Below are 22,285 nucleotides of genomic sequence, written 5' to 3' on the forward strand. Positions count from 1 at the left end.
CATGTGATCGCGGGCACAGCCTTCTCCAGGATGTCGGACAGTTACCTCCCGGCGATCTACCAGAGAGTCACTTTAGATTCGCTTTCTAGCCACCTTGGGTGGTCGTCGGAGTCCCCACTTCCGGAGGTCAGGTGAGATGGAATTCGCAGCGACGCCCCCAGAAGTCCACTCCGGCTTGATGTATTCCGGAGCGGGGCCCGGGCCGCTGCTGGCCGCCGCCGCAGCGTGGGCCGGGCTGGCCGGCGAATTGCACGCCGCGGCCGCGGCCTACTCTTCGGTGATCGCCGATCTATCCGGGTCCTGGCACGGGCCGTCGGCGGTGTCGATGGCGGTAGCAGCTGCCCCCTACGCGGAGTGGATCGGTGCGACGGCGCTGCGGGTCGAGCAAGTGGCCGCCCAGGTCGCCGCGGCGGCCACAGCCTACGAGGCCGCGTTCGCGGCGCACGTCCCGCCGCCGGTGATCGCGGCCAACCGCAGCCTGCACATGACGCTGGTTGCGACGAACCTGCTGGGACAGCACACCCCGGCGATCGCGGCGACCGATGCGCTCTACGCCGAGATGTGGGCGCAGGACTCCGCCGCCATGTACGCCTACGCCGGCTCGGCGGCGGCTGCCACCCAGGTCAGCGTGTTCGACCCGGCTCCGGAGGCCGCCGACCTCGCCGCCGTGACCCGGGCGGTCACGGCGGCCGAGAATGCCGGGGTCAGGACCGCCTCGGCCGCCCCGTCGAGGGTTTCGCAGCTGATGTCGGCGGTGCCCCGAGCGCTGCAGAACCTCAACCCATCCCCGGCGCAGACGGCGCCGTCCCTCGGTGACGTCGGTTCGGGGATCGGCGGCATCGGCGAGCTGCTGGGCGACCTGGTGGGGCCGTACTCGCCGCTCGGTCACCTCTCCAACCTCGGCAGCGGGTGGCTGATCGCCGGCCAGCTGGTGGGCTTGGCCCAGAACCCGCCCGGGGTGGCCGGCGTGCTCAGCGGCCCGGCCCCGGTCACCGGTGCCCTCGGCCCGCTGACGGGTGGGTACATCTCCTCCCAGCTGCCACTGTCCGCGGTGGGCTCGACCGGCGCCACGGTGGCGGCGAGCGCCGGGCAGGCGAGCATGGTCGGGTCGCTGTCCGTGCCGGCGAGCTGGGCCACCGCCGCACCGGCCGGAAAGGCGCTGCCGGCGGCACTGTCGAGCAGCCCGACCAGCGCCGGCGCCTCGGCGTTCGCTGTCGAGGGCTCATCGACTGCGATGTTCAATGAGATGGCGCTGGCGAGCCTGGCCGGCCGCGCCGTCGGTGGCACCGCGGTGCAGTCCGTCGCGGGCGGTGCCGCGCGGGTGATCGACAAGGCGCCCGACACCGAGGCGCTGACCACCGCGACCATTCTGGTCATCCCGGTACCCGAGGAGGGGGGTGCGTCGTGATCGACTTCGCCACCATTCCCCCGGAGGTCACCTCCGGCCTGCTCTACGCGGGCCCGGGCGCCGAATCCCTGCTGGCCGCGGCCACCGGCTGGCAGGGATTGGCCACCGAACTGCAGTCCGTCACGGCCTCCTATCGCGCCGTGCTGTCGACGTTGACGCTCGACTGGGTGGGTCCGTCGTCGACGGCGATGGTCGCTGCCGCAACGCCCTTCGTGGACTGGGTGTCGGGTGCGGCCGCGCAGGCCACCCAGGCGGCGGCGCAGGCCGGTGCCGCGGCGAGCGCCTTCGAGGTGGCGCTGGCCGCCGTGGTGCCACCGCCGGTGATCGCGGCCAACCGCAGCCTGCGGGACGCGCTGCTGGCGACCAACACCCTCGGGCAGCACACCGCGGCGATCGCGGCCGCTGACGCCCAGTACGCGCAGATGTGGGCCCAGGACGCCGCCGCGATGGTCCAATACGAGGCCGCCGCCGCGTCGGCCACCCGGCTCACCCCGTTCGCCTCGCCGCCGCAGTCCGCCAACCCGGCCGGCCAAGCCGGACCGGGCCTCGCCGCGGCCGGGGATGCCGCCGAGATCCCGGGCATCTACGAAGGACTGTTCAGCACCCTCGGTGGGGTCATGAAATTCGGTGGGCTGGGCAATGTCGTGCTGAGCGGGCCCAACTTCGGCATGGTCCAATTCAAGTCGTTCTACAAGCCGCAGGCGCTGCTGCCGGAGATCCCGCGGTCCGCGCTCGGTGCTGGGCTGGGCGCCGGTTTGAGCGGTGGGCCGGCGTCGGCGGCGCGCGGCGGCATGGCCCGCGCGGTGACGGCCGGAGTGGGCGCCGCGCCTACGGTCGGGGCGTTGTCGGTGCCGCCCGGCTGGGCGACCGCGACCCCGGCGATCCGGCTGGCCGCCACCGCGCTGCCGACCTCGCTGCCGACGGCCGGCAGCGCCGTCGCGGCGCCGGTGGCCGGCCCGGCCGGTCTGCTCAACCCGGCGGCGTTGGGTGCCCTGACCGGCGGCGCGCTGGGGGCTCCGGGCGCGCAGCTGATCAACGGCGCCAATATCCGCGGCGGGTCCGGCAGCGGCGGCAAGGGCGGCAAGGGCACCGCCCCGGTTCAACTCGACCGGGTGCTGGCCCAGTTGCAGAAGCAGAAGGATGCGGTGCAGCACTGGCAGATCGACGAGGCGGGCTTGGACGACCTGCTCGAGGAACTGGCGAAGAAGCCCGGTTTCCACGCGGTGCACCTGAGGAAAACCGCCCGGGACGCCGGGACGGCCGGCGCCGCCGGATCCGCCACGGCGACGGCGCTGCCGTGAAGCAGCGGTGGGCGCTGGGCGTTGCCGCCGGCCTCGCCGTCGGCGCGGTTCCGGCAGCCGCCGACCCCGGGCCGGGCGCCCAGCTCGACTCCGACGCTGCGGCCGTCGCCGTCCACCACGCGGCCTTCCTGGAGTCGCTGGACGCCGCCGGAATCACCTACAGCAGCGCCGGTCAGGCCATCGAGGCCGCCCGTGCGGTCTGCGGGCTGGTGGACCGCGGCGAACCCGGCCTGCAGGTGATCTCCGACCTGAAGGCCACCAATCCCGGGTTCACCACCGACGGCGCGGCGCAGTTCGCTGCCATTGCGGCCAACACCTACTGCCCGCACCAACTCGACACCAAGTGACGGGCGCCGGCCCCGGCTAACCCCCGCTGGGGGCGGGCGCGGGAGCGGGCGGCCGTTGCTGGGGCACGAAACCCTTGAGCACGTCGGGCAGCCCCGCCGACTGCTGCGGCACCGGTGCACAGGTGGGCGGGCATTCGGTCAGTTGCCAGGGCGCGCAGCGGTCGGTCCGGAAGGTGGTGTCGCTGGGCTCGATCAGCACCACCTGCGGTTTCTTGGTCATCGCGCTGTCGACGATCTTGTCGCCGCTGTTTCGACGCCAGTAGCAGGCGTTTCCCTCGCGCGGTCCGTCGGAGCGGTAGGTGCCCGGCGCAATGTCCTTTCCGACAGTGAAGGTGCCGTCGGTGTCGATCACCTGTTTGGGTCCCGGCGGTGGCGCCGGTTCCGAACTTGCGGAGCCGGCACCGGCCCAAGCCGCAGCCAGCGTGATAGCCACCGTGCCAGCCAACATCGTCGATCTCATACCAGGCGAGGGTACCGCCTTGCGCTGGTGACCCGACCACTGTAAGGCCGCTGCAAAAGACAAGGGAAAACCCTGTATCGGCGACGACGCGGACGTTGCTATCTTTCGCCTAATAATTTGCTGAAAGAACACGATGGAGGGGTTGAAATGATCCACTACCCTGGGATCGGTGCGCGGGTCGGCGCGCTGGCGCTGGCATTGGGTACCGGTGTGGCAGCGGTGCAGGGGGGCGGGATCGCCACCGCGGCGGCCGGAGTGGATTCCGCTGCCATGGCGGCTCCAGCGGGCGACTCCCTGCTGTCTGCGGTTGTGCAACTGCTCGCTTTGTCCTACGTGGATTACTACGACGATCCATGGATCGAGGCGGAAACTGCGATGGAACGCGAACTCGGCTCGATGTATATCAATCAGTACTTCTCCATATCGCCGGTGGATACCCCCCTTTACGATATGATGGCTCAAATCACTCAACAGCCGGTTTTTCCTTCCCTACTCACGGGTGACTACGGCCCATCCGATGCATACATGGTGGCCTGGCAGACCGATCCCGGCACCGGTATTGGCTATATGACTGGAGCTTGGAAAATGGATGTCGGAGTGCCGCTGTACGAAGAAAGAGGCTATGGACACGACGTCGTATTCTTCGACAAGGGTTTCTACCCGCAGATCTTTACTCAGATACCGGGATTCGCGCCCGAATTCGGTGACCATGCCTTCCCCAGCTACCCAGGTGACCCGGGCGATCCCGGTGGCCCCGGCGACGTTACCGGGTTTCCCGACCCGCTCAAAGATATTGTGGCTGCACTCGCGCCGCCGCTGCGGAGTGAGGACCTGGAAACACTGTTGGCAAACCTGGAGGCCCACCCGTTGGGCGCCACGGGACTCGACGAACTGTTGCAGAGTCTCGGCAACTTCAACGGGGATGTGGGCCGCTATCTGTTCAACAACTACAGTTCCATCGTGGACATACTTGCCAATAGTGTGAAGAATGCCGTCGGCGCCTATAACCTCCAAGGGTTCTTGAGTGGTATGTTCGGCAACGGCGAACTCACCGGACTGGGATTGAAGCTGACAGGAATTGGATATCTCAGCGCCGTGGCATTGCAGGTGGACAAGGACACTATAGGTATGATCCTGGCCAACAAGGATGATTTCAGCCTCGAGAACATCATGATGGTTGCGCAAAATAACTTCTTGCACCCCGATCAGGCGGTGTCCGGCCTCATGGATGGAATTCAAGTAGCCAGCAACAACATAGCGACCGAGGCCGTGGACCTGTTTGTCCCGGAGTGGCTGCAGAACATGTTCGGCTGAGGCCGGCGCATCGGCGGGCGTGGAGGCCGAAGCTCGTTACGACTTGACGCCGACCGTGATCAGGTCCGACACCAGCAGCGTCCATGCCGGTCGCGCCACTCGATGCTGGTCGGCCACGGCGAATCCGGCGTCGGTGAACAGCGTGCGCATCTCACTCGGCGAGGGCTGGCGCGACGGGTTCCACCGGATCCCGGCCAGCTGGAGCGGATCGGGCAGCCGGGGGCTCATCGCGGTGACCGCGGCCATCCCGCCCGGCGCCAGGACCCGGTGGAACTCCCGCACCGCGGCCGGTTGGTTGAAGAAGTGAAACGCCGAGCTGGTGACCACCGCGTCGAGCGTCTCGTCCTCGAACGGCAGCTGTTCGGCGGGCCCGGTCAGCCACTGCACCCGCGGTGACCGCGTCCGGGCCTCGTTGAGCATCCCGTCGGACATATCCACTCCGTAGACGGCATCGGGTTGCAGCTCGCGTTCGATGCGGTCGGCCAGGATGCCGGTGCCGCAGGCGATGTCGGCGACCCGGGCCGGCTGATGAGACCGCAGCGCGGCAATCAGCTCGTCCTGGGCCGGGCGATAGACCCAGCGTTGCAGGAAGCGGGTGTCATAGGCCGGAGCGGCAAAGCTCCAGAACCGGGTGACGACGTCATTGAGTGCTCGGCGCGGAGCGGGAGGTGCCACGACATGAAATCTACCGCCGTGCCGATGCGAGGGTCCCGATGAGAAGGTGTATCCATGACCGTCTGCTACCGGCACCCCGACCGGGCCACCGCACTGCGCTGCACCCGCTGTGAGCGCTACATCTGTGGTGAGTGCATGCGTGGCGCCGCCGTCGGGCAGCACTGCGTCGACTGCGCCCAGCAGGGCGGCGCGCCGCGCCGGTCTCGCCCGCTGGTGCGGGCCGCCTCGGCGACACCGGTGATCAGCTTCGGGCTGATCGCGCTGAACGTGCTGGCATTCATCGGGCAGATGTCATCCGGCCAGCTCGACTCCGAGTTGGTGCTCTGGTCGCCGGCGGTGGCCGACGGGCAGCTCTACCGGCTGTTGACCTCGGCGTTCCTGCACTACGGGGCGATGCACCTGTTGCTGAACATGTGGGCGCTGTATGTGGTGGGCCCGCCGCTGGAAGGCCTGCTCGGCCGGGCCCGATTCAGCGCGCTGTATCTGCTCAGCGCGCTGGGTGGTTCGGTCACGGTCTATCTGCTGGCGCCGCTGAACACCGCCACCGCCGGGGCTTCCGGGGCCATCTTCGGCTTGTTCGGGGCGACGCTGATCGTCGGCCGGCGACTGCAGATGGACATCGGCTGGGTGGCGGCGATCATCGTGATCAACCTGGTCTTCACGTTCACCATCCCGCAGATCAGCTGGCAGGGCCATGTCGGCGGCCTGGTCACCGGGGTGCTGGTCGCGGGCGCCTACGTCTATCCCGCGGCGCCACGCCGCACTCAGATCCAAGTCGCGGTCAGTGTCGCACTGCTTGCGCTTTTCGTTGCGCTGATCTGGTGGCGCACTGCCCAATTGGTCTCCTGACACCGAGCGTGTCCTCCCGGTACGACGCCCGCTCGCCCCCTAAGCTTTCGGTGGTCCACCAGCGAGAGGATCGACCAATCGTCGCCACCAGCGACCAACAGGAGATGAGTCGACCGGTCGGGAGCCGGACTCGCCGGGCCACCTCCGTGCGCACCTCGGGCCGAACCCGTTGGGTCGCGCCGGCCCCGCGTGCCGCCCGGCTGACCACCGCACGCGCCGCGGACCGGGATCGGCGGGAGCGGCGGCGGCCGGGGATTCACGCCCTCGACGGCCTGCGCGCGATAGCCGTCGCGTTGGTCCTGGCCGACCACGGCGGCATCCCCGGGGTGTCGGGCGGGTTCATCGGCGTCGACCTGTTCTTCGTGCTGAGCGGATTCCTGATCACCTCGCTGCTGATCGACGAGCTACACCGGACCGGGCGCATCGACCTCACCGGCTTCTGGATCCGCCGCGGCCGCCGACTGCTGCCCGCCCTGGTGCTGATGGTGCTGACCGTCGCGATCGCCCACGAGCTGTTGCCGTCCGACGCGGTCGTGGGCCTGCGGGAGGACGCGATCGCCGCGTTCTTCTGGGTGGCCAACTGGCGATTCGTCGCCCAGCAGACCGACTACTTCACCGAGGCCGGCACCCCGTCGCCGCTGCAGCACACCTGGTCGCTGGGCGTCGAGGAGCAGTACTACTTCGTCTGGCCGCTGCTGCTGATCGCGGTCACCCTGCTGCTGGGTCTGCGCGCCCGGCGCCGCGGCCGGCTGCCCAGCGTCGGTGGGGTGCGGCTGACCGTGTTCCTGCTGGCCAGCGCCGGTGCGGCGGCGTCGGCGGCCGCGGCCGAGATGCTGGCCTCGGATGCCACGCGCGACCGGGTCTACTTCGGTACCGACACCCGGGCGCAAGCACTGCTGATCGGCGCCGCCGCGGCGGCCCTGCTGGTGGGGGACTGGCCGGCGCTGACCGCCGGCTGGTCGGTGGTGCGAACCCGCCGGGGACGCTGGGTCGCCCGGCTGCTCCCGTTGGCCGGGCTGGCCGTGCTGGCGACTGCGGCGCACCGCGCCACCGGCAGTGCCGCGGAGTTCCAGGGCGGCCTGCTGACCCTGGTGGCCGTGGCGGCGATCGCGGTGATCGCGCCCGTCGCGCTGCATCAGGGCGGGCTGGTGGGCCGAGCGCTGGCCTGGACTCCGCTGGTGTGGCTCGGGACCATCTCCTACGGCCTGTACCTATGGCACTGGCCGGTCTTTCTGGTGCTCAACGGCGAGCGCACCGGCTGGTCGGGGTGGGCGCTGTTCGCCGTGCGGTGCGCCGCCACGCTGCTGCTGGCCGCGGTGTCGTGGTGGGTCATCGAGGAGCCGATCCGCCACTGGCGGCCGGCGCAGGTGTCGATGCTGCCGCTCGGGGCGGCGGTCAGCGCCACCGCGGTGGCGGTCACCGTGTTCGTGGTCCCGGTCGTCGAGCGGCCTGCCGCGCAGACCGGGCTGACCCCCGATGTGGCGGCGGCTGCCGCCGTGTCGCCGTCGCCGCCGAGCCCGCTTGGGGAATCCCGGAAGCCCCGGCCGCAGCCCGTGCGCCATGACCCCAACCGGCCGCGCACCGTCTCGGTGTTCGGCGACTCGATCGGTTGGACGCTGATGCACTACCTGCCGGCCACGCCGGGCTATGACTTCATCGACCACACCGTCGTCGGCTGCAGCATCGTGCGCGCCGGGCCCTACCGCTGGGCCGGAAAGACCATCGACCAGGGTCCGGACTGTGACGGGTGGCCGGCCCGGTGGACGCGGCAGGTCAAGGCCGACCGCCCCGACGTGGTGTTGTTGATCGCGGGCCGCTGGGAGACGGTGGACCGCGTCAACGAGGGCCAGTGGACCCACATCGGTGACCCGACGTTCGACGCCTACCTGACCGCCGAATGGCGCCGCGCGCTCGACGTGCTGGAGTCCGCCGGCAGCCGCGTGGTGGTGACGACGGTGCCCTACAGCCGCTACGGCGAGCGGTCCGACGGCAGCTTGTGGCCGGAGGACGACCCGAAGCGAGTCGACCGCTGGAACGCCCTGCTGCGGCGGGTGGTCGCCGGGCGCGACGCCGTGACGGTGGTGGACCTGAACAAGAAACTGGGGCCGGGCGGCGCCTACACCGCCAAGGTGGACGGCATCAAAGTGCGTAGCGACGGGATTCACCTGACCCCCGAAGGGGTGAAGTGGCTGCTGCCGTGGCTGGAGGAGTCGCTCAGCTGATCGTGTGCCGGGCCACTCGCAACCCGGCGTTGAGGGTGATGTCACAGCGGCAGCCCCATCCGGAATTAAATTAGTTTTGCTAACATTGTATCTATCAGCGCAGCGTCGCGCCTTTCAAAAACACTTCGCCAGATATCCCATTAGAGGTTCCACATGATGCTTACTGATCTGCCCGTTGCCGAGGATCGGCAGGCCCGCCAGGTCGCCGAACTGACAGCCGCCGACCCGCAATTCGCCGCCGCCCAACCCGACCAGGCCGTCGCCGACGCCATCGCCCAGCCCGGCCTGGTGCTGCCGCAGATCGTGCGGACCGCGCTGGCCGGCTACGCCGACCGGCCCGCACTGGGCCAGCGTGCCGTCGCCTTCGTCACCGACGCCGGACGCACCGTCGCACAGTTGCAGCCCCGCTACGACACCATCAGCTACGGCGAGCTGGCCGAACGGGTCCGCGCCCTGAGTGCCGCCCTGGTCGCCGCCGCCGTCCGTCCCGGTGACCGGGTGGCGGTGCTGGGCTTCACCAGCGTCGACTACACCGTCATCGACATCGCCCTGGGCCAGATCGACGCGGTCTCCGTGCCGCTGCAGACCTCTGCGGCGGTGAGCACCCTGACCCCGATCGTGACCGAGACCGAGCCCCGCGTGATCGCCGCCAGCATCGACTCGCTGGCCGATGCGGTCGAGCTGGTCCGGACGGGTCCGGCCCCCACCCGCCTGGTCGTCTTCGATTACCACGAGCAGGTCGACGACCACCGTGAAGCGCTGGCCGACGCGCGCGCGCAGCTGGCCGGCGCCGAGGTCGTCGTCGAGCCGCTGGCCGAGCTGCTGACGTGCGGCCGGACGCTATCCCCGGCGGAGCTGCCGGTCCACGACGCCGGCGAGGACACCGACCCGCTGGCCCTGCTGGTCTACACCTCCGGCAGCACCGGTGCCCCCAAGGGTGCGATGTACCCACAGCGCAACGTCGCGCGGATGTGGGTGCGCTCGGCCAAGCACTGGTTCGGCCCGACCGCCGCCTCGATCACGCTGAACTTCATGCCGATGAGCCACATCATGGGCCGCGGCATCCTCTACGGCACCCTCGGCAACGGCGGCACCGCCTACTTCAGCGCCCGCAGCGACCTGTCCACCTTCCTCGAGGACCTGGCGCTGGTCCGGCCCACCGAACTCAACTTCGTCCCCCGGATCTGGGAGATGCTCTACCAGCACTTCCAAAGTGAAGTCAACGGGATCACCGGCGCCGACCGCGCCACCGCCGAAGCCCAGGTGCTCGCCGAGATGCGGCGCGACCTGCTCGGCGGGCGCTGCATCTTCGCGATGACCGGCTCGGCCCCGATCTCCGACGAATTACGTTCCTGGGTCTCCGAACTCACCGGGATGCACGTGCTGAACGGCTACGGATCGACCGAGGCGGGCATGGTGCTCTTCGACGGCGCCGTGCAGCGGCCGCCGGTGCTCGACTACAAGCTGGTCGATGTGCCCGACCTGGGCTACTTCGGCACCGACAAGCCCCACCCGCGCGGTGAACTGCTGCTCAAAACCGAGAACCTGTTCCCCGGCTACTACAAGCGCCCGGAGATCACCGCCGAGGTGTTCGACGCGGACGGCTACTACCGCACCGGCGACGTCGTCGCAGAGATCGGCCCCGACCAGCTGGTCTACGTCGACCGGCGCAACAACGTCCTCAAGCTCGCCCAGGGTGAGTTCGTCACACTGGCGAAGTTGGAGGCGGCGTTCGGCAACAGCCCGCTGGTGCGCCAGATCTACGTCTACGGCAACAGTGCGCAGCCCTACCTGCTGGCCGTCGTGGTGCCGACCCCGGAAGCGCAGCAGCGCTTCGAATCCGACGCCACGGGCCTGAAGTCGGCGATCGCCGAGTCGCTGCAGTGGGTGGCCAAAGATGCCGGCCTGCAGTCCTACGAGGTGCCGCGCGACTTCATCGTCGAGACCGAACCATTCAGTCTCGAGAACGGGCTGCTCACCGGGATTCGCAAGCTGGCCTGGCCGAAGCTCAAGGCGCACTACGGCGGTCGTCTCGAACAGCGCTACGCCGAACTGGCCGAGGGCCAGGCCAATGAGCTGAGCGAGCTGCTGCAGCACGGCGCGCAGCGCCCCGCGCTGGAGACCGTCGGCCGCGCCGCCGCCGCCCTGCTGGGCGCATCGGCCGCCGACCTGGCCCCCGACGCGCACTTCACCGACCTGGGTGGGGATTCACTGTCGGCGCTGACCTTCGGCAACCTGCTGCGCGATATCTTCGACGTCGACGTTCCGGTCGGCGTGATCGTCAGCCCGGCAACCGATCTCGCGGCCATCGCCGCCTATATCGAGACACAGCTGCGGAGCGGCCAATCCGGCTCGGGGCGTCCGACGTTCGACTCCGTGCACGGCCGTGACGCCGTCGAGGTGGCCGCCGCCGACCTGACCCTGGACAAGTTCCTCGACGAGGAAACCCTGGCGGCGGCGCCAACGTTGCCCGCCCACTCCGGGCCGGTGCACACCGTGTTGCTGACCGGCGCCACCGGCTTCCTGGGCCGCTACCTGGCGCTTGCCTGGCTGGAGCGGCTGGCCCCGGTGGGCGGCAAGCTGATCTGTCTGGTGCGGGCGCGTTCTGACGCCGATGCCCGGGCCCGGCTGGACGCCACCTTCGACAGCGGGGACCCGAAACTGTTGGCCCGCTACACCGAGTTGGCCGCGGAACACCTCGAGGTCATCGCCGGGGACAAGGGCGAGGCGAATCTCGGCCTGGACCAACAGGTGTGGCAGCGCCTGGCCGACACCGTCGATGTGATAGTCGACCCGGCCGCGCTGGTCAACCACGTGCTGCCCTACAGCGAGCTGTTCGGCCCGAACGCGGTCGGTACCGCCGAGTTGATCAGGGTCGCCCTCACCGGAAAGATCAAACCGTTCAGCTATTTCTCGACCATCGGCGTCGGCGACCAGATCCCGCTGGATCGCTTCACCGAGGACGCCGACGTGCGGGAGATGAGCCCGCTGCGGGCGATCAACGACGGCTACGCCAACGGCTACGGCAACAGCAAATGGGCCGGCGAGGTGCTGCTGCGCGAAGCCCACGAGCTGTGCGGGCTGCCGGTCGCGGTGTTCCGCTGCGACATGATCCTGGCCGACACCAGCTACGCCGGTCAGCTCAACCTGCCGGACATGTTCACCCGGATGATGTTCAGCCTGGTCGCCGCCGGCGTGGCGCCCGCCTCGTTCTACGAGTTGGACGCCGACGGCAACCGGCAGCGTGCTCACTACGACGGGCTGCCGGTGGAGTTCATCGCCGAGGCGTCCACCACGCTGGGGGCCGGTTCGGTCGGCATAGCCGACGCCGGGTTCGCCACCTATCACGTGATGAACCCCTACGACGACGGCCTCGGCATGGACGAGTTCGTCGATTGGCTGATCGAGGCCGGCCACCCGATCGAACGGATCGACGACTACGGCGACTGGCTGCAGCGGTTCGAGACCACGCTGCGTGCGCTGCCGGAACGGCAACGTCAGGCGTCGCTGTTGCCGTTGTTGCACAACTACCAGAAGCCGCAGCCGGCCATCTGCGGGTCCATCGCGCCCACCGACAAGTTCCGGGCCGCGGTGCAGGAGGCGAAAATCGGTGCAACCCAGGACATCCCGCATGTGACACCGGCGGTGATCGTCAAGTACATCACCGACCTGGAGCTGCTCGGGCTGCTCTGATCCAGGTCGACGCTAACGCGGTGGCGGGCCAAATATGGTCCGCCACCGCGCTTGTGCGCGCCGCTCGATGGTCGCCGGGTCGTTTGACGACCAGCGGTTTCGATGGGAACATGGAGCGCAACGACATCCCCGCGTGTCTTGGCCGGAAGGAGGTGAGGGACGAAATGAGTCCCAGCGACGGACCGTATCCGAGTTCGAATACCGATCTGTCCCTCACCGGCCCCGGCGTCTCCGCCGCGGCCTGATCCGCGAGTTCCGCCGACGCGATCCGGCGGCAATCACGGCAGGAGAAGAATCATGACTTTTGTTATCACACAGTGCACCTCGAAGAACGACAGCTCGGCAGTGCGCCGGGCGGGCCGCCGCATGATCGGTCGGCTGCGCCACCTGGGCGCTCCGTCGGAGATGGGCCCGCAGCAGCGCGCCGATCGGTACGTGGCGCACATGCCGACCGCGGTGCTGGGCGCCTGCTGAACGTTAGGCCTGCACCACGATCGGATCGCCCAGCTGCACCGTGTTGAAGTACCACGCGGCGTCGTCGGGGCTCAGGTTGATGCAGCCGTGGCTGACGTTGGAGTAGCCCTGTGAACCCACCGACCACGGTGCGGAGTGGACGTAGACGCCGGACCAGGTGACCCGCACGCCGTACTCGCCGTTGATCAGGTAGCCCTCGGGGTCGTTGAGCGGGATGCCGATGGTGCGTGAATCGAACTTGACGGTGCGCTCCTTCGACAGCGCGGTGAACGAGCCGATCGGAGTGGGTCGCTTGGGTTTACCCATCGAGGCCGCCATCACCCGCAGCGTGTCTCCGTTGACGCTGACGGTGAAGGTGTGATCGGAGATGTCGGCGACCCCCAGCACCGCGTCGCCGGTCTCGAAGCCGGTCGACATGCCGTGGGCGTCGACCTCGATCGTGCTGTGCGGTGACCAGTACCCGTCGGGAACCCAGTGCACGACATCATCGCTGACCCATTCAAAATGCCCGGAAGGCATGCCCGATGCCGTCTTTCCGGTCACCGCGATGTGGATGCCGCGCTCGGCGCCCTCCCGGTCGATCACCGGCCCGGTGAACGTCACGATCACCGGGTAGGCCACCCCCACCACCGAACCGGCCGCCGGCTCGATCGCCGCGACGGCGATCCCCGGCGCCGGCGCCGGCTGCGCCGCCTGGCCGATGCCGATGGACGGCCCCATCACCAGGGCCACCGACCCCGCCATCGCCAGAATTCCCCGCCTCACCCTGTCCATGGCGTCCATTGTGCCAAGCGCAACGGGTGCAGTGCAGATTTAGCCGTCTTCCGCCGGCGCCAGCAAGCTGCCCCAGGCCGCCTTGCTCCCCGATTCGCCGATGGTGTGGATCGCGAACATCGACCCGCCGGCCAGGGCGATCACCATCGTGGCGATCGTCAACCGCACCACCGGCGTCACGGTGCCGCCGCGCGACAGTGCCACGTGCAGGCCGGCCAGCAGTGCCGCCGCGACGGCCAGCCCGAGCGCCATGTAGAGGCCGTACCCGCCGGCGGTCATGTGGCGGTCGAGGTCGGGCGACCCGCCGATCTTGCCGGTGTCCGCCAGCCACTCGCCGGCGGTCACCGTCGCCGGGGTGACCAGCAAGATGAGGGCCGCCAGCGCCGCCACCAGCCAGACCAGCCGTCGGCGTGCCGCCGGCCACACCGCGCACAGGATGAGCAGGACCGCGGTCAGTGGCACCAGCACCACCACGAGATGCAGCAGCAGGATGTGCGCGGGCAGCCCGGCGATGGTCGTCATTGAGAGTCCTTTCGGTGGTCGGCGGGGGTTAGGCGTTGCTGCCGGCGGCCACGGCGACAGACGCCGAGGACTCCGGCAACGGCTCATATCGGGCGAAACCGCGGGTGAACGAACCGGCGCCGTGGGTCAGCGAACGCAGTTCGATCGCATACCGGATCAGCTCGGTCTGCGGTACCTCGGCTTTCACCAGCGTGCGGTCGGCACCGACTTTATCGGTGCCGACGACCCGGGCGCGGCGAGACGACAGATCACCCATCACCGCACCGACTAGTTGATCGGGAACCAGTACCGTGACGGCGTCGATCGGCTCGAGCAGCCGCACCCGGCCGGCGGCCGCGGCGTCGCGCAGTGCGGCCGCGCCCGCCATCTGGAACGCGAAGTCGGACGAGTCGACGCTGTGCGCCTTGCCGTCGAGCAGGGTCACCCGGATGTCGACCACCGGGTAGCCGCCTGCGGCCGCACCGGTGAGCCCGCGCTCCAGCTGCGCGCGGACGCCCTTCTCCACGCTGGGGATGAACTGGCGGGGCACCGCCCCGCCCACCACCCGGTCGACGAACTCGAAACCGGACCCTCGCGCCGTCGGCTCGACTTCGATGTCGCAGACCGCGTACTGACCGTGCCCGCCGGACTGCTTGACATGGCGGCCGTGCCCATTGGCCTTGGCGGCGAACGTCTCCCGGAGCGCGACCCGCAGCGCCACGGTGTCCACCGACACCCAGTGGGCCAGCGTGTCGAGCACGATGCCCGAATGCGCCTCGCCCATGCACCACAGCACGGTCTGATGGGTCTCCGGGTTCTGCTCGATCCGCAGGTCCGGATCCTCGGCCGCCAGCCGCGCCAGCCCGACCGCCAGCTTGTCCTCGTCCGTCGTGGCGTGGGGGACGACCGCGACCGGCAGTAGTGGGTCGGGCATCGGCCAGGGCTTGCAGACCAACGGTTCGGTCCTGTCCGACAGCGTGTCCCCGGTCTCGGCGTGGCTGAGCCGGCCCACCGTGCCGATGTCGCCGGCCATCACCGCGGCGGCCGGCCGCTGTTGTCTGCCGAAGGGAAAGGCCAGCGCGCCGATCCGGTCGTCCTCATCGTGGTCGGCGTGGCCGTTGCCGTCGCCGAAGAACCCGGTGCGGTGCCCGCTGACGTGGATCCCGCTGTCGGGCTTGATGGTTCCGGAGAACACGCGCACCAGGCTGACCCGGCCGACGTAGGGATCAGACGTCGTCCGGACCACCTCGGCCAGCAGTGGCCCGGCCGGGTCACAGCGCAGCCCGGGTCGCGCCGCACCCTCGGGGGTGAACACCTCCGGGAGCAGATGCTCGGGCGGACCGGGGAATTCGGCGGTGATGACCTCGATCAGTTCGGCAACGCCGACGCCGGTGTTGCTGCAGACCGGGATGATCGGGAAGAGCGAACCGCGCCCGAGGATCTGCTCGAAGGCCCGCTCCAGATCTTTGGCGAGCACCGCCCGGTCGATCCGCTCCCCGCCCAGGTAACGGTCCAGCAGCGACTCGTCTTCGGACTCCTCGATGATCGTCTCGATCAACTCGCCGCGCTGTCGCTCGGTGTCGGCCGCATCGCACCGCTCCGCTGCCAGCAGCCCGCTCAGGCCGGTGCCGGCCGGCAGGTAAAGCGGCAGCACCTTCTCGCCGAAGGCCGTCCGGGCGGCCGCCACGGTGCCCGGGTAGTCCGCCCGGGCATGATCCAGCTTGGTCACCACCACCGCACGCGGCATGGCAAGCCGGTGGCATTCCTGCCACAACGCGGCGGCGGCGTCGTCGATGTCCTCGTTGGCCGCCACGACGAACAGCGCAGCGTCGGCGGCCCGCAACCCCGCCCGTAGTTCCCCGAGGAAATCGGCGCAGCCGGGTGTGTCGATCAGGTTGACCTTGATCCCGTCGTGCGACAGCGATGCGCACGCGACCCCGACCGAACGCTGCTGGCGGATCTCGGCGTCGTCGTAGTCGCAGACCGTGCTGCCATCGGCGACGGAACCGGCCCGCGGCAACACCCCGGAGGCGACCAGCATCGCCTCGACGAGCGTGGTCTTGCCGGAGCCGGGCGGACCGACCAGCACGACATTGCGGATGGCGGCCGGACTGGCCGCGGTGGGGGCCTGCCCTGACGAGGCGCCCCTTGAGGTCCCGGTCTTGTCTGCCATGGCGTCCTCCTGCCAGCTCAGCCTTCCTTCAACGAAGGCTGAGCACAACCCCTCCGATACCTCGTTGTTTGACCAGTTGGCAGCCACCTTTTGCGGGCCGTACCGACGGTTCCGGTAAGCTTGCGATGTTTGTTTCACGGATTCACGGTCGTAGACGTGCCGGCTTTCGGCACTCGAATCGTGACCGACCGCAGGAGGTAACGTCGATGAGCGGACCGCATCGCCCTAGCAGGTGGTGGCTGCTCAGCCTCACAGCGGCTGTGATCAGCACAGCCGGTCTGGGCCTTGGTGCTGTGCCGGCCCAAGCGGCACCGACGTTGCCGAAGCCTCCGCTGGACCCGTCGGCGATGGTCGCGCAGGTCGGTCCCTCGGTGGTCAACATCGACGCGCAGATGGGCTACCAGAGCGCGGTCGGCGCCGGAACCGGGATCGTGCTCGATCCCAGCGGCGTCGTGCTGACCAACAACCATGTCATCGCCGGGGCCACCAATCTCACGGTGGTGTCGGTCGCCAACGGCCAGAGCTACGAGGTCGACGTGCTCGGCTTCGACCGCAGCCATGACGTGGCGGTGCTGCAACTGCGCGGCGCCTCCGGTCTGCCGCCCGCCAACATCGGCGACTCGTCCAAGGTCGCCGTCGGCGACCCGGTGGTCGCGATGGGCAACGCCGGCGGTCAGGGCGGGACGCCGAGCGCGGTGCCCGGCAAGGTCATCGGCTTGAACCAGACCGTCTCGGCCGCCGACGAACTCACCGGCACCACCGAGACGCTGACCAACATGATCAAGGCCGACACCGCGATCCGCCCCGGGGATTCCGGTGGCCCGATGGTGAACGCGGCCGGCCAGGTGATCGGGATGAACACCGCGGCATCGGACAACTACAAGTTCGCCCAGCCCGGCGGCGAGGGCTACGCGATCCCGATCAACCAGGCGATGGCCATCGCCGGGCAGATTCGGTCCGGCATCTCCTCGCCCACCGTCCACATCGGTGAGACCGCGTTCATGGGTGTCGGGGTGGTGGACAGAGACGGTGGGGCACGGGTGGCCCAGGTGCTCGACGGCACTCCGGCCGCCGAGAGCGGTATCGCCAGGGACGACGTCATCACCTCGGTCAACGGCCGGCCCGTCAACTCGGCCACCGATCTGACCGACGTACTCGACCAGCGCCACCCGGGCGACATCATCACCTTGACCTGGCGCACCCCGATGGGCAGCGAGCACAGCGCCACCATCACCCTGGTGCCGGGTCCGGTCGGCTGAGGTAGAACGCATCAGTTCCAGGCTCGCGTGATACGCCGGCAACTCGCGTGATCCGTCGGCACTACGACAGCGAAACCAAGCTGTCCTGGGTGCTTGCTGCCCTGGCCGGGGTGCTGGCCGCCACGGCCTACACCCACTCAGAGGGCTACTTCGTCACCTTCATGACCGGCAACGCCGGGCGTGCGGTGCTGGGAGTCTTCGACGGCAACGAGTGGCTGTCGATCTCCGCGGCGGCCCTGCTGTTCTCCTTTCTGGGCGGCGTACTGACCGCGTCGGTCTTCCGGCGCCGGGTCTGGCCCCACCAGCCGCACGGCGCGCTGGTGCTTACCGCCGCCGCCCTGCTGGCCGCGACCCTGCTCGACTGGACCGTGGCGGGCGGGCCGTCGCTGCCGCTGCCGCTGCTGCCGATCCTGTTGGTCGCCTTCGGGGTCGGCGCGCTCAACACCACCTTCGTCCGCGACGGAGAGGTGTCGATCCCGTTGAGCTATGTCACCGGGACAGTGGTGAAACTGGGCCAGGGCATCGAGCGTCATGTCAGCGGCGGCAGCATTGCGGACTGGCTGGGGCACTTCATGCTGCTCGCCGGCTACACCTCCGGCGCGGCCGTCGGTGGCTGCATCAGCCTGGCGGCCGGCGGCACCTGGATGCTGGGCATCGCCACGGCGGTCTGCGTGCTGGCCATGTGGTACACCCACCGCTACGTCGACCGCCGCGACGTGTGGCGGTGAGCGCCGTCGCACGAAACCGACGCTTCGCAGGGCCGCTCTCGCGGTTTGCCTGCAAAACGTCGGTCTCGCGTACCCGGGACGGGTCGATCAGGTCGGGTCGATTCCCACTCCCAGCACCCGCTGGATGTCGGGCTTCATCGCGACCAGCTGCTCGTTCCAGTACGGCCAGTCGTGCGTGCCGTTGGCCGGGAAGTTGAACACCCCGTTGTTGCCGCCGGCGGCCAGGTAGTTCTGCTGGAACGTCTGGTTGGTGCGCAGCGTCAGGCTCTCCAGGAACTTGGCGGGCAGGTTGTTGCCGCCCAGGTCGCTCGGTGTGCCGTTGCCGCAGTAGAGCCAGATGCGGGTGCGGTTGGCCACCAGCCGCGGGATCTGCACCATCGCGTCGTTCCGCCGCCAGGCCGGGTCGGACGACGGGCCCCACATGCTGTTGGCGTTGTAGCCGCCGGCGTCGTTCATCGCCAACCCGATCAACGTCGGCCACCAGCCCTCAGACGGGTTGAGGAAGCCTGAAAGTGCAGCGGCGTAGGGGAATTGCTGCGGGTAGTACGCCGCCAGGATCAGCGCCGAACCGCCCGCCATCGACAGTCCCACCACCGCGTTGCCGTTGGGCGACACGCTCTTGTTGGCCTCCATCCAGGTGGGCATTTCCCGGGTCAGGAAGGTCTCCCACTTGTAGGTGTAGTCCTGCCCGTTGCCCTGCGACGGCTGGTACCAGTCGGAGTAGAAACTGGACTGCCCGCCGACCGGCATGATCACCGACAGCCCCGAGCCGTAGTACTCCTCGAACGCCGGGGTGTTGATGTCCCAGCCGTTGTAGTCGTCCTGGGCCCGCAGCCCGTCCAGCAGGTACACCGCGTGGGCGCCACCCGGCTGGAACTGCACCTTGATGTCACGGCCCATCGACGCCGACGGCACCTGCAGGTACTCCACCGGCAGTCCCGGCCGGGAGAACGCGGATGCGTCACCCGAACCGCCGACGACCCCGACGAGTCCGCCCAGCAGTGCGGCCCCCACCGCTGCGACCGACAGCCGGCGTGACACCCGGCCCGCCGCGTGACGCAACTTCTCAACGCTCTTCATAACCTGTTTCCCATCCCAATGGTCGTTCCGCAAGCTGCGGAAGGCTTCTGGCTTTGTCCTCCTGCACGAAGTCAAACACGATGTGCCGTTGTGTCCTGTTCGCCGCCACGGGATTTCATATCGCGGTTCGGCAACGATTGAGATTCGGCGCGGACTCGCTCGCCGCCGGGGATGCGGTCGGGGTAGGCATATAGTCGACGTAATCATCGACAACAAGGAGCACGGTTATGGTCCCGACTGCCGCGGAAGCTCCGCGACCGCTGGCCGGGGTGCGCGTCATCGAGATCGCCAGCTTCGTCGCGGTGCCGCTCGCCGGAATGACACTGGCCCAACTCGGCGCCGACGTGGTGCGCATAGATCCGGTCGGCGGGGCGGCCGACTACCGTCGCTGGCCGGTCACCGAGGACGGCACCTCGATCTACTGGACCGGGCTCAACAAGGGCAAGCGTTCCATGGCCGCCGACCTGCGGGCGCCGGAAGGCCAGCGCCTGGTACAGCGCCTCATCGCGGAAAGCGGTGTGGTGTTGACGAATATGGCAGGCCGGCAGTGGCTTTCCTTCGACACGTTGGTCGCCGAACGCGCCGACCTGATTCATCTCGAGGTGCTCGGCCGCGCCGACGGCTCCACCGCCGTCGACTACACGGTCAACGCGGCCACTGGCTTTCCGTTGGTGACCGGACCTGCGGCCTACGGCGCACCGATCAACCATGTGCTGCCGGCCTGGGACATCGCCTGCGGGCTGCACGGCGCGCTGGCGGTGGTCGCCGCGCTGCATCGCCGCGACCGCAGCGGCGAGGCCTGCCAGATCCGGCTGGCGTTGGAGGACGTCGCATTGGGAACCGCCAGCGCGCTGGGCTTTCTGACCGAGGCGATGGTCAACGGAGCGCGGCGGGAACGCATCGGCAACGCGCTCTACGGCAGCTATGGCCAGACCTTCACCGGCAGTGACGGCGTGTCGTTCATGATCGTCACGCTGACCAACCGGCACTTCCGCGACCTGACCGAGTTAACCGGAACGACGAAAGTCGTTGCCGCACTGGCTGAGGCGCGCGAAGTCGATTTCGGTGACGAAGGGCAGCGTTACCGTCACCGCGATGTGCTCACCGGGCTGTTCAACGGCTGGTTCGCCGAGCGGACCGGAGCGCAGATCGAGGCGGCCCTCGCGGGGAGCTCGCTGCTGTGGGACCGCTACCGCAGCTTCGCCGACGTGGCTGCCGACGAGCGGCTGCGCGACAACGCGATGTTCCGCTCGCTGCACCAACCCCGGGTCGGCGACTATCTGGCGGCCGGGCTGCCGACGTCCATTGACGGCGTACACCCGCCTGCGGTGGCGGCACCGGCCTTGGGCGCCGATACCGAACAGTTGTTGACCGAACTGGGGATGACACTCGACGATATCGAGCTGCTGCGCCGAAACGGCACGGTGGCAACGGATTAGATACAACGGAATAGATGGAGGAAACGGGAGCGTATGCGCACTTTCAAATCGATCGAGGAACTCGCCGCCTGCCAGGGCGAGGCGATCGGCCACAGCGAATGGGTGACCATCACCCAGGACGCCGTCGATCTGTTCGCCGATGCCACCGGTGACCATCAGTGGATCCATGTCGACCCGGAGCGGGCGGCCGGCGGGCCGTTCGGGACCACGATCGCTCACGGCTACCTGACGCTGGCCATGCTGCCGCAGCTGATGTCGCAGATCAGCCGCCTCGAGGGCGTCAAGCTGGCGATCAACTACGGGCTGAACAAGGTGCGCTTCCCGGCGCCGGTCCCGGTCGGCTCCAGAATCCGGGCGGAGACCACCCTGGTCGAGGTCACCGATGTCGGCGGCGGCGCCCATCAGGCGACCTACTCGACCACGGTGTCCATCGACGGCCATGCCAAGCCGGCCTGCGTCGCCGAGAGCGTGGTGCGCTACCTGTTCTGATTCGGTCTGGTCCTGGTGTCCCGGCCGCCGGGACGCGCCGAGAAGTAATGCGCGATGATCGCCGCGATCTGCAGGAAGCGCCGGCGGGTGTGCGGTGACATCTCCTGCATGATGTCGATCACGCCGCCGGGCCGCAGGTGCGCGTCGAACGGCACCTCGACCACTGCTTGGCCGTGCCGCAGGAACTGCGCGGTGAGCGCGGAGCGGGTGCGCTTGTCGGCGTGGCCGTCGGAGTCGTTGAGCACCACCACGGTGCGCTGCAGCAGCCCGCCCTGGCCGCGGTCTGCCAGCCACTCCATGGTCTTGGCGGCCGCGCCGGCGCCGTCCGCCCAGGGTGAGGACACCACGATCAGCGCGTCGAGGTCGCGCAGTGCCTCCTGGGTCACCGGTGAGTCCATCGTCGAACCGCAGTCGATGATCGAGATGGTGAAGTGCCGGTCCAGGCGCAGCGCCGCCTCCCGGTACAACGCGGCGTCGAGGATCCGCCGCCGACCCGCGGCCGGCTCGCCGATCAGCACGTAGAGCCCCGCCGCGTTGGCGCCCACCCGGCTGCTGATGTCGGCGAACGACTGCATGCCCGCATCGGCCGCCAGGTCCCAGTAGGAGCTGGTGGCACGCGGGTCGATACGGCTGCCGAGCCGGCCGAACGCGGTATCGGCGTCGACGGCCACCACGTGGTCGGCCCGGCGCAGTGCGGCGAACACCGAACCCACGCTGGCCGCCACCGTGGTCTTACCGACACCACCTTTGCCCAACACGCCCACCTTGTAGCTGCCGTTGGGCATCGATCGGATGGCCGCCTCGTAGGCGGCCTCCTCACGCTCGGCCGGTGACGGGCCCAGGTTGACCAGCCCGAACGTCGCCGACAGCACGACGCTCCGCCAGCCGCGGGTGGGGCGGGGCCGCACCGGCCGCATCGGAGCCGGCGGGGGAAAGGGCGCGTGCCGGGGCGGCGGCTGCGGTTGCGGTTGCTGGGGTTGCTGCGGCCAGGGCCGTTGTTGCTGCGACTGCTGTTGCGACTGTTGTTGCGATGGCGGCACCCGGCCCCGCAGGAAGTCGTCCTGGGCGTTCATAGGCTCCTCGGGGCATACGAAAGCGG

The 22,285-nt window shown here is 69.1% G+C and carries 19 protein-coding genes; 12 read left to right on the top strand and 7 right to left on the bottom strand.

The window, feature by feature from the left end:
- Positions 1-136 precede the first annotated feature (136 nt).
- The 3 genes from AWC24_RS00065 to AWC24_RS00075 are packed head-to-tail and all read left to right on the top strand — an operon-like array spanning position 137 to position 3,056.
- Positions 137-1,408 carry a PPE family protein gene (locus AWC24_RS00065; RefSeq protein WP_085081487.1) on the top strand — a complete coding sequence of 424 codons (1,272 nt, stop codon included), beginning with the start codon at positions 137-139 and terminating at the stop codon, positions 1,406-1,408.
- Positions 1,405-2,709: a PPE family protein gene (locus tag AWC24_RS00070; protein ID WP_234807196.1), complete on the top strand. Its 1,305-nt coding sequence runs from the start codon at positions 1,405-1,407 to the stop codon at positions 2,707-2,709. The genes AWC24_RS00065 and AWC24_RS00070 overlap by 4 nt, the downstream gene beginning before the upstream one ends.
- Entirely contained in the window at positions 2,706-3,056 is a 351-nt protein-coding gene (locus AWC24_RS00075) for a DUF732 domain-containing protein (protein WP_085081488.1), read from the top strand. The genes AWC24_RS00070 and AWC24_RS00075 overlap by 4 nt, the downstream gene beginning before the upstream one ends.
- A 16-nt stretch (positions 3,057-3,072) precedes the next feature.
- On the opposite strand, the gene AWC24_RS00080 is transcribed toward AWC24_RS00075, so the two are convergent.
- A complete protein-coding gene (locus AWC24_RS00080) occupies positions 3,073-3,516 on the bottom strand; it encodes an Rv1352/Rv1906c domain-containing protein (protein WP_085081489.1) in 444 nt (147 codons plus the stop codon).
- A gap of 117 nt (positions 3,517-3,633) precedes the next feature.
- Between AWC24_RS00080 and AWC24_RS00085 the strand changes: the two genes are divergently transcribed.
- Positions 3,634-4,830, top strand: a complete 1,197-nt coding sequence (locus AWC24_RS00085; protein WP_133055673.1) for a hypothetical protein — start codon at positions 3,634-3,636, stop codon at positions 4,828-4,830.
- Between the two features lie 36 nt (positions 4,831-4,866).
- Here AWC24_RS00085 and AWC24_RS00090 read toward each other — a convergent pair whose 3' ends face one another.
- Positions 4,867-5,505, bottom strand: a complete 639-nt coding sequence (locus AWC24_RS00090) for a class I SAM-dependent methyltransferase (protein ID WP_085081491.1) — start codon at positions 5,503-5,505, stop codon at positions 4,867-4,869.
- A gap of 54 nt (positions 5,506-5,559) precedes the next feature.
- Here AWC24_RS00090 and AWC24_RS00095 point away from each other — a divergent pair, with 54 nt between their 5' ends.
- From AWC24_RS00095 to AWC24_RS22285, 4 genes are all read left to right on the top strand, one after another.
- Positions 5,560-6,354 (top strand): rhomboid family intramembrane serine protease, encoded by a 795-nt coding sequence (locus AWC24_RS00095; protein WP_085081492.1) that lies wholly within the window; start codon positions 5,560-5,562, stop codon positions 6,352-6,354.
- A gap of 104 nt (positions 6,355-6,458) precedes the next feature.
- Complete coding sequence (locus AWC24_RS00100) at positions 6,459-8,576, top strand: SGNH/GDSL hydrolase family protein (RefSeq protein WP_234807197.1); 2,118 nt, start codon at positions 6,459-6,461, stop codon at positions 8,574-8,576.
- Between the two features lie 153 nt (positions 8,577-8,729).
- Entirely contained in the window at positions 8,730-12,269 is a 3,540-nt protein-coding gene (gene car / locus AWC24_RS00105) for a carboxylic acid reductase (protein ID WP_109560256.1), read from the top strand.
- Positions 12,270-12,566: 297 nt separating this feature from the next.
- Positions 12,567-12,743, top strand: a complete 177-nt coding sequence (locus tag AWC24_RS22285; protein ID WP_163705465.1) for a hypothetical protein — start codon at positions 12,567-12,569, stop codon at positions 12,741-12,743.
- 3 nt (positions 12,744-12,746) lie between these two features.
- On the opposite strand, the gene AWC24_RS00110 is transcribed toward AWC24_RS22285, so the two are convergent.
- From AWC24_RS00110 to AWC24_RS00120, 3 genes are read right to left on the bottom strand one after another with little or no spacing between them, the layout of a single operon-like run.
- The gene (locus tag AWC24_RS00110; RefSeq protein WP_174813664.1) at positions 12,747-13,517 is read right to left on the bottom strand and encodes a L,D-transpeptidase; all 771 of its coding nucleotides are present in this window, start codon (positions 13,515-13,517) and stop codon (positions 12,747-12,749) included.
- 39 nt (positions 13,518-13,556) lie between these two features.
- Positions 13,557-14,039: a hypothetical protein gene (locus AWC24_RS00115; protein ID WP_085081493.1), complete on the bottom strand. Its 483-nt coding sequence runs from the start codon at positions 14,037-14,039 to the stop codon at positions 13,557-13,559.
- 28 nt (positions 14,040-14,067) lie between these two features.
- Positions 14,068-16,191: an elongation factor G-like protein EF-G2 gene (locus AWC24_RS00120; protein ID WP_085081494.1), complete on the bottom strand. Its 2,124-nt coding sequence runs from the start codon at positions 16,189-16,191 to the stop codon at positions 14,068-14,070.
- A gap of 206 nt (positions 16,192-16,397) precedes the next feature.
- On the opposite strand from AWC24_RS00120, the gene AWC24_RS00125 reads away from it, so the two are divergent.
- Both AWC24_RS00125 and AWC24_RS00130 read left to right on the top strand, forming a co-directional pair.
- The gene (locus tag AWC24_RS00125; RefSeq protein ID WP_085081495.1) at positions 16,398-17,450 is read left to right on the top strand and encodes a S1C family serine protease; all 1,053 of its coding nucleotides are present in this window, start codon (positions 16,398-16,400) and stop codon (positions 17,448-17,450) included.
- Between the two features lie 47 nt (positions 17,451-17,497).
- Entirely contained in the window at positions 17,498-18,178 is a 681-nt protein-coding gene (locus AWC24_RS00130) for a YoaK family protein (protein ID WP_109560258.1), read from the top strand.
- 87 nt (positions 18,179-18,265) lie between these two features.
- Here AWC24_RS00130 and ag85C read toward each other — a convergent pair whose 3' ends face one another.
- Positions 18,266-19,258, bottom strand: a complete 993-nt coding sequence (gene ag85C / locus AWC24_RS00135; RefSeq protein ID WP_085081496.1) for a diacylglycerol acyltransferase/mycolyltransferase Ag85C — start codon at positions 19,256-19,258, stop codon at positions 18,266-18,268.
- Positions 19,259-19,485: 227 nt separating this feature from the next.
- Here ag85C and AWC24_RS00140 point away from each other — a divergent pair, with 227 nt between their 5' ends.
- Together AWC24_RS00140 and AWC24_RS00145 are read left to right on the top strand one after the other, a co-directional pair.
- Entirely contained in the window at positions 19,486-20,697 is a 1,212-nt protein-coding gene (locus tag AWC24_RS00140) for a CoA transferase (protein ID WP_085081497.1), read from the top strand.
- 33 nt (positions 20,698-20,730) lie between these two features.
- Positions 20,731-21,186 carry a MaoC family dehydratase gene (locus AWC24_RS00145; protein WP_085081498.1) on the top strand — a complete coding sequence of 152 codons (456 nt, stop codon included), beginning with the start codon at positions 20,731-20,733 and terminating at the stop codon, positions 21,184-21,186.
- Here the strand turns inward: AWC24_RS00145 and AWC24_RS00150 are convergent.
- The gene (locus AWC24_RS00150; RefSeq protein WP_174813663.1) at positions 21,174-22,259 is read right to left on the bottom strand and encodes a MinD/ParA family ATP-binding protein; all 1,086 of its coding nucleotides are present in this window, start codon (positions 22,257-22,259) and stop codon (positions 21,174-21,176) included. The two genes, AWC24_RS00145 and AWC24_RS00150, sit on opposite strands and share 13 nt — an antisense overlap.
- Between the last annotated feature and the right edge of the window lie 26 nt (positions 22,260-22,285).

The sequence above is a fragment of the Mycolicibacter senuensis genome (genome assembly GCF_002101885.1).
GTDB lineage: Bacteria > Actinomycetota > Actinomycetes > Mycobacteriales > Mycobacteriaceae > Mycobacterium > Mycobacterium senuense.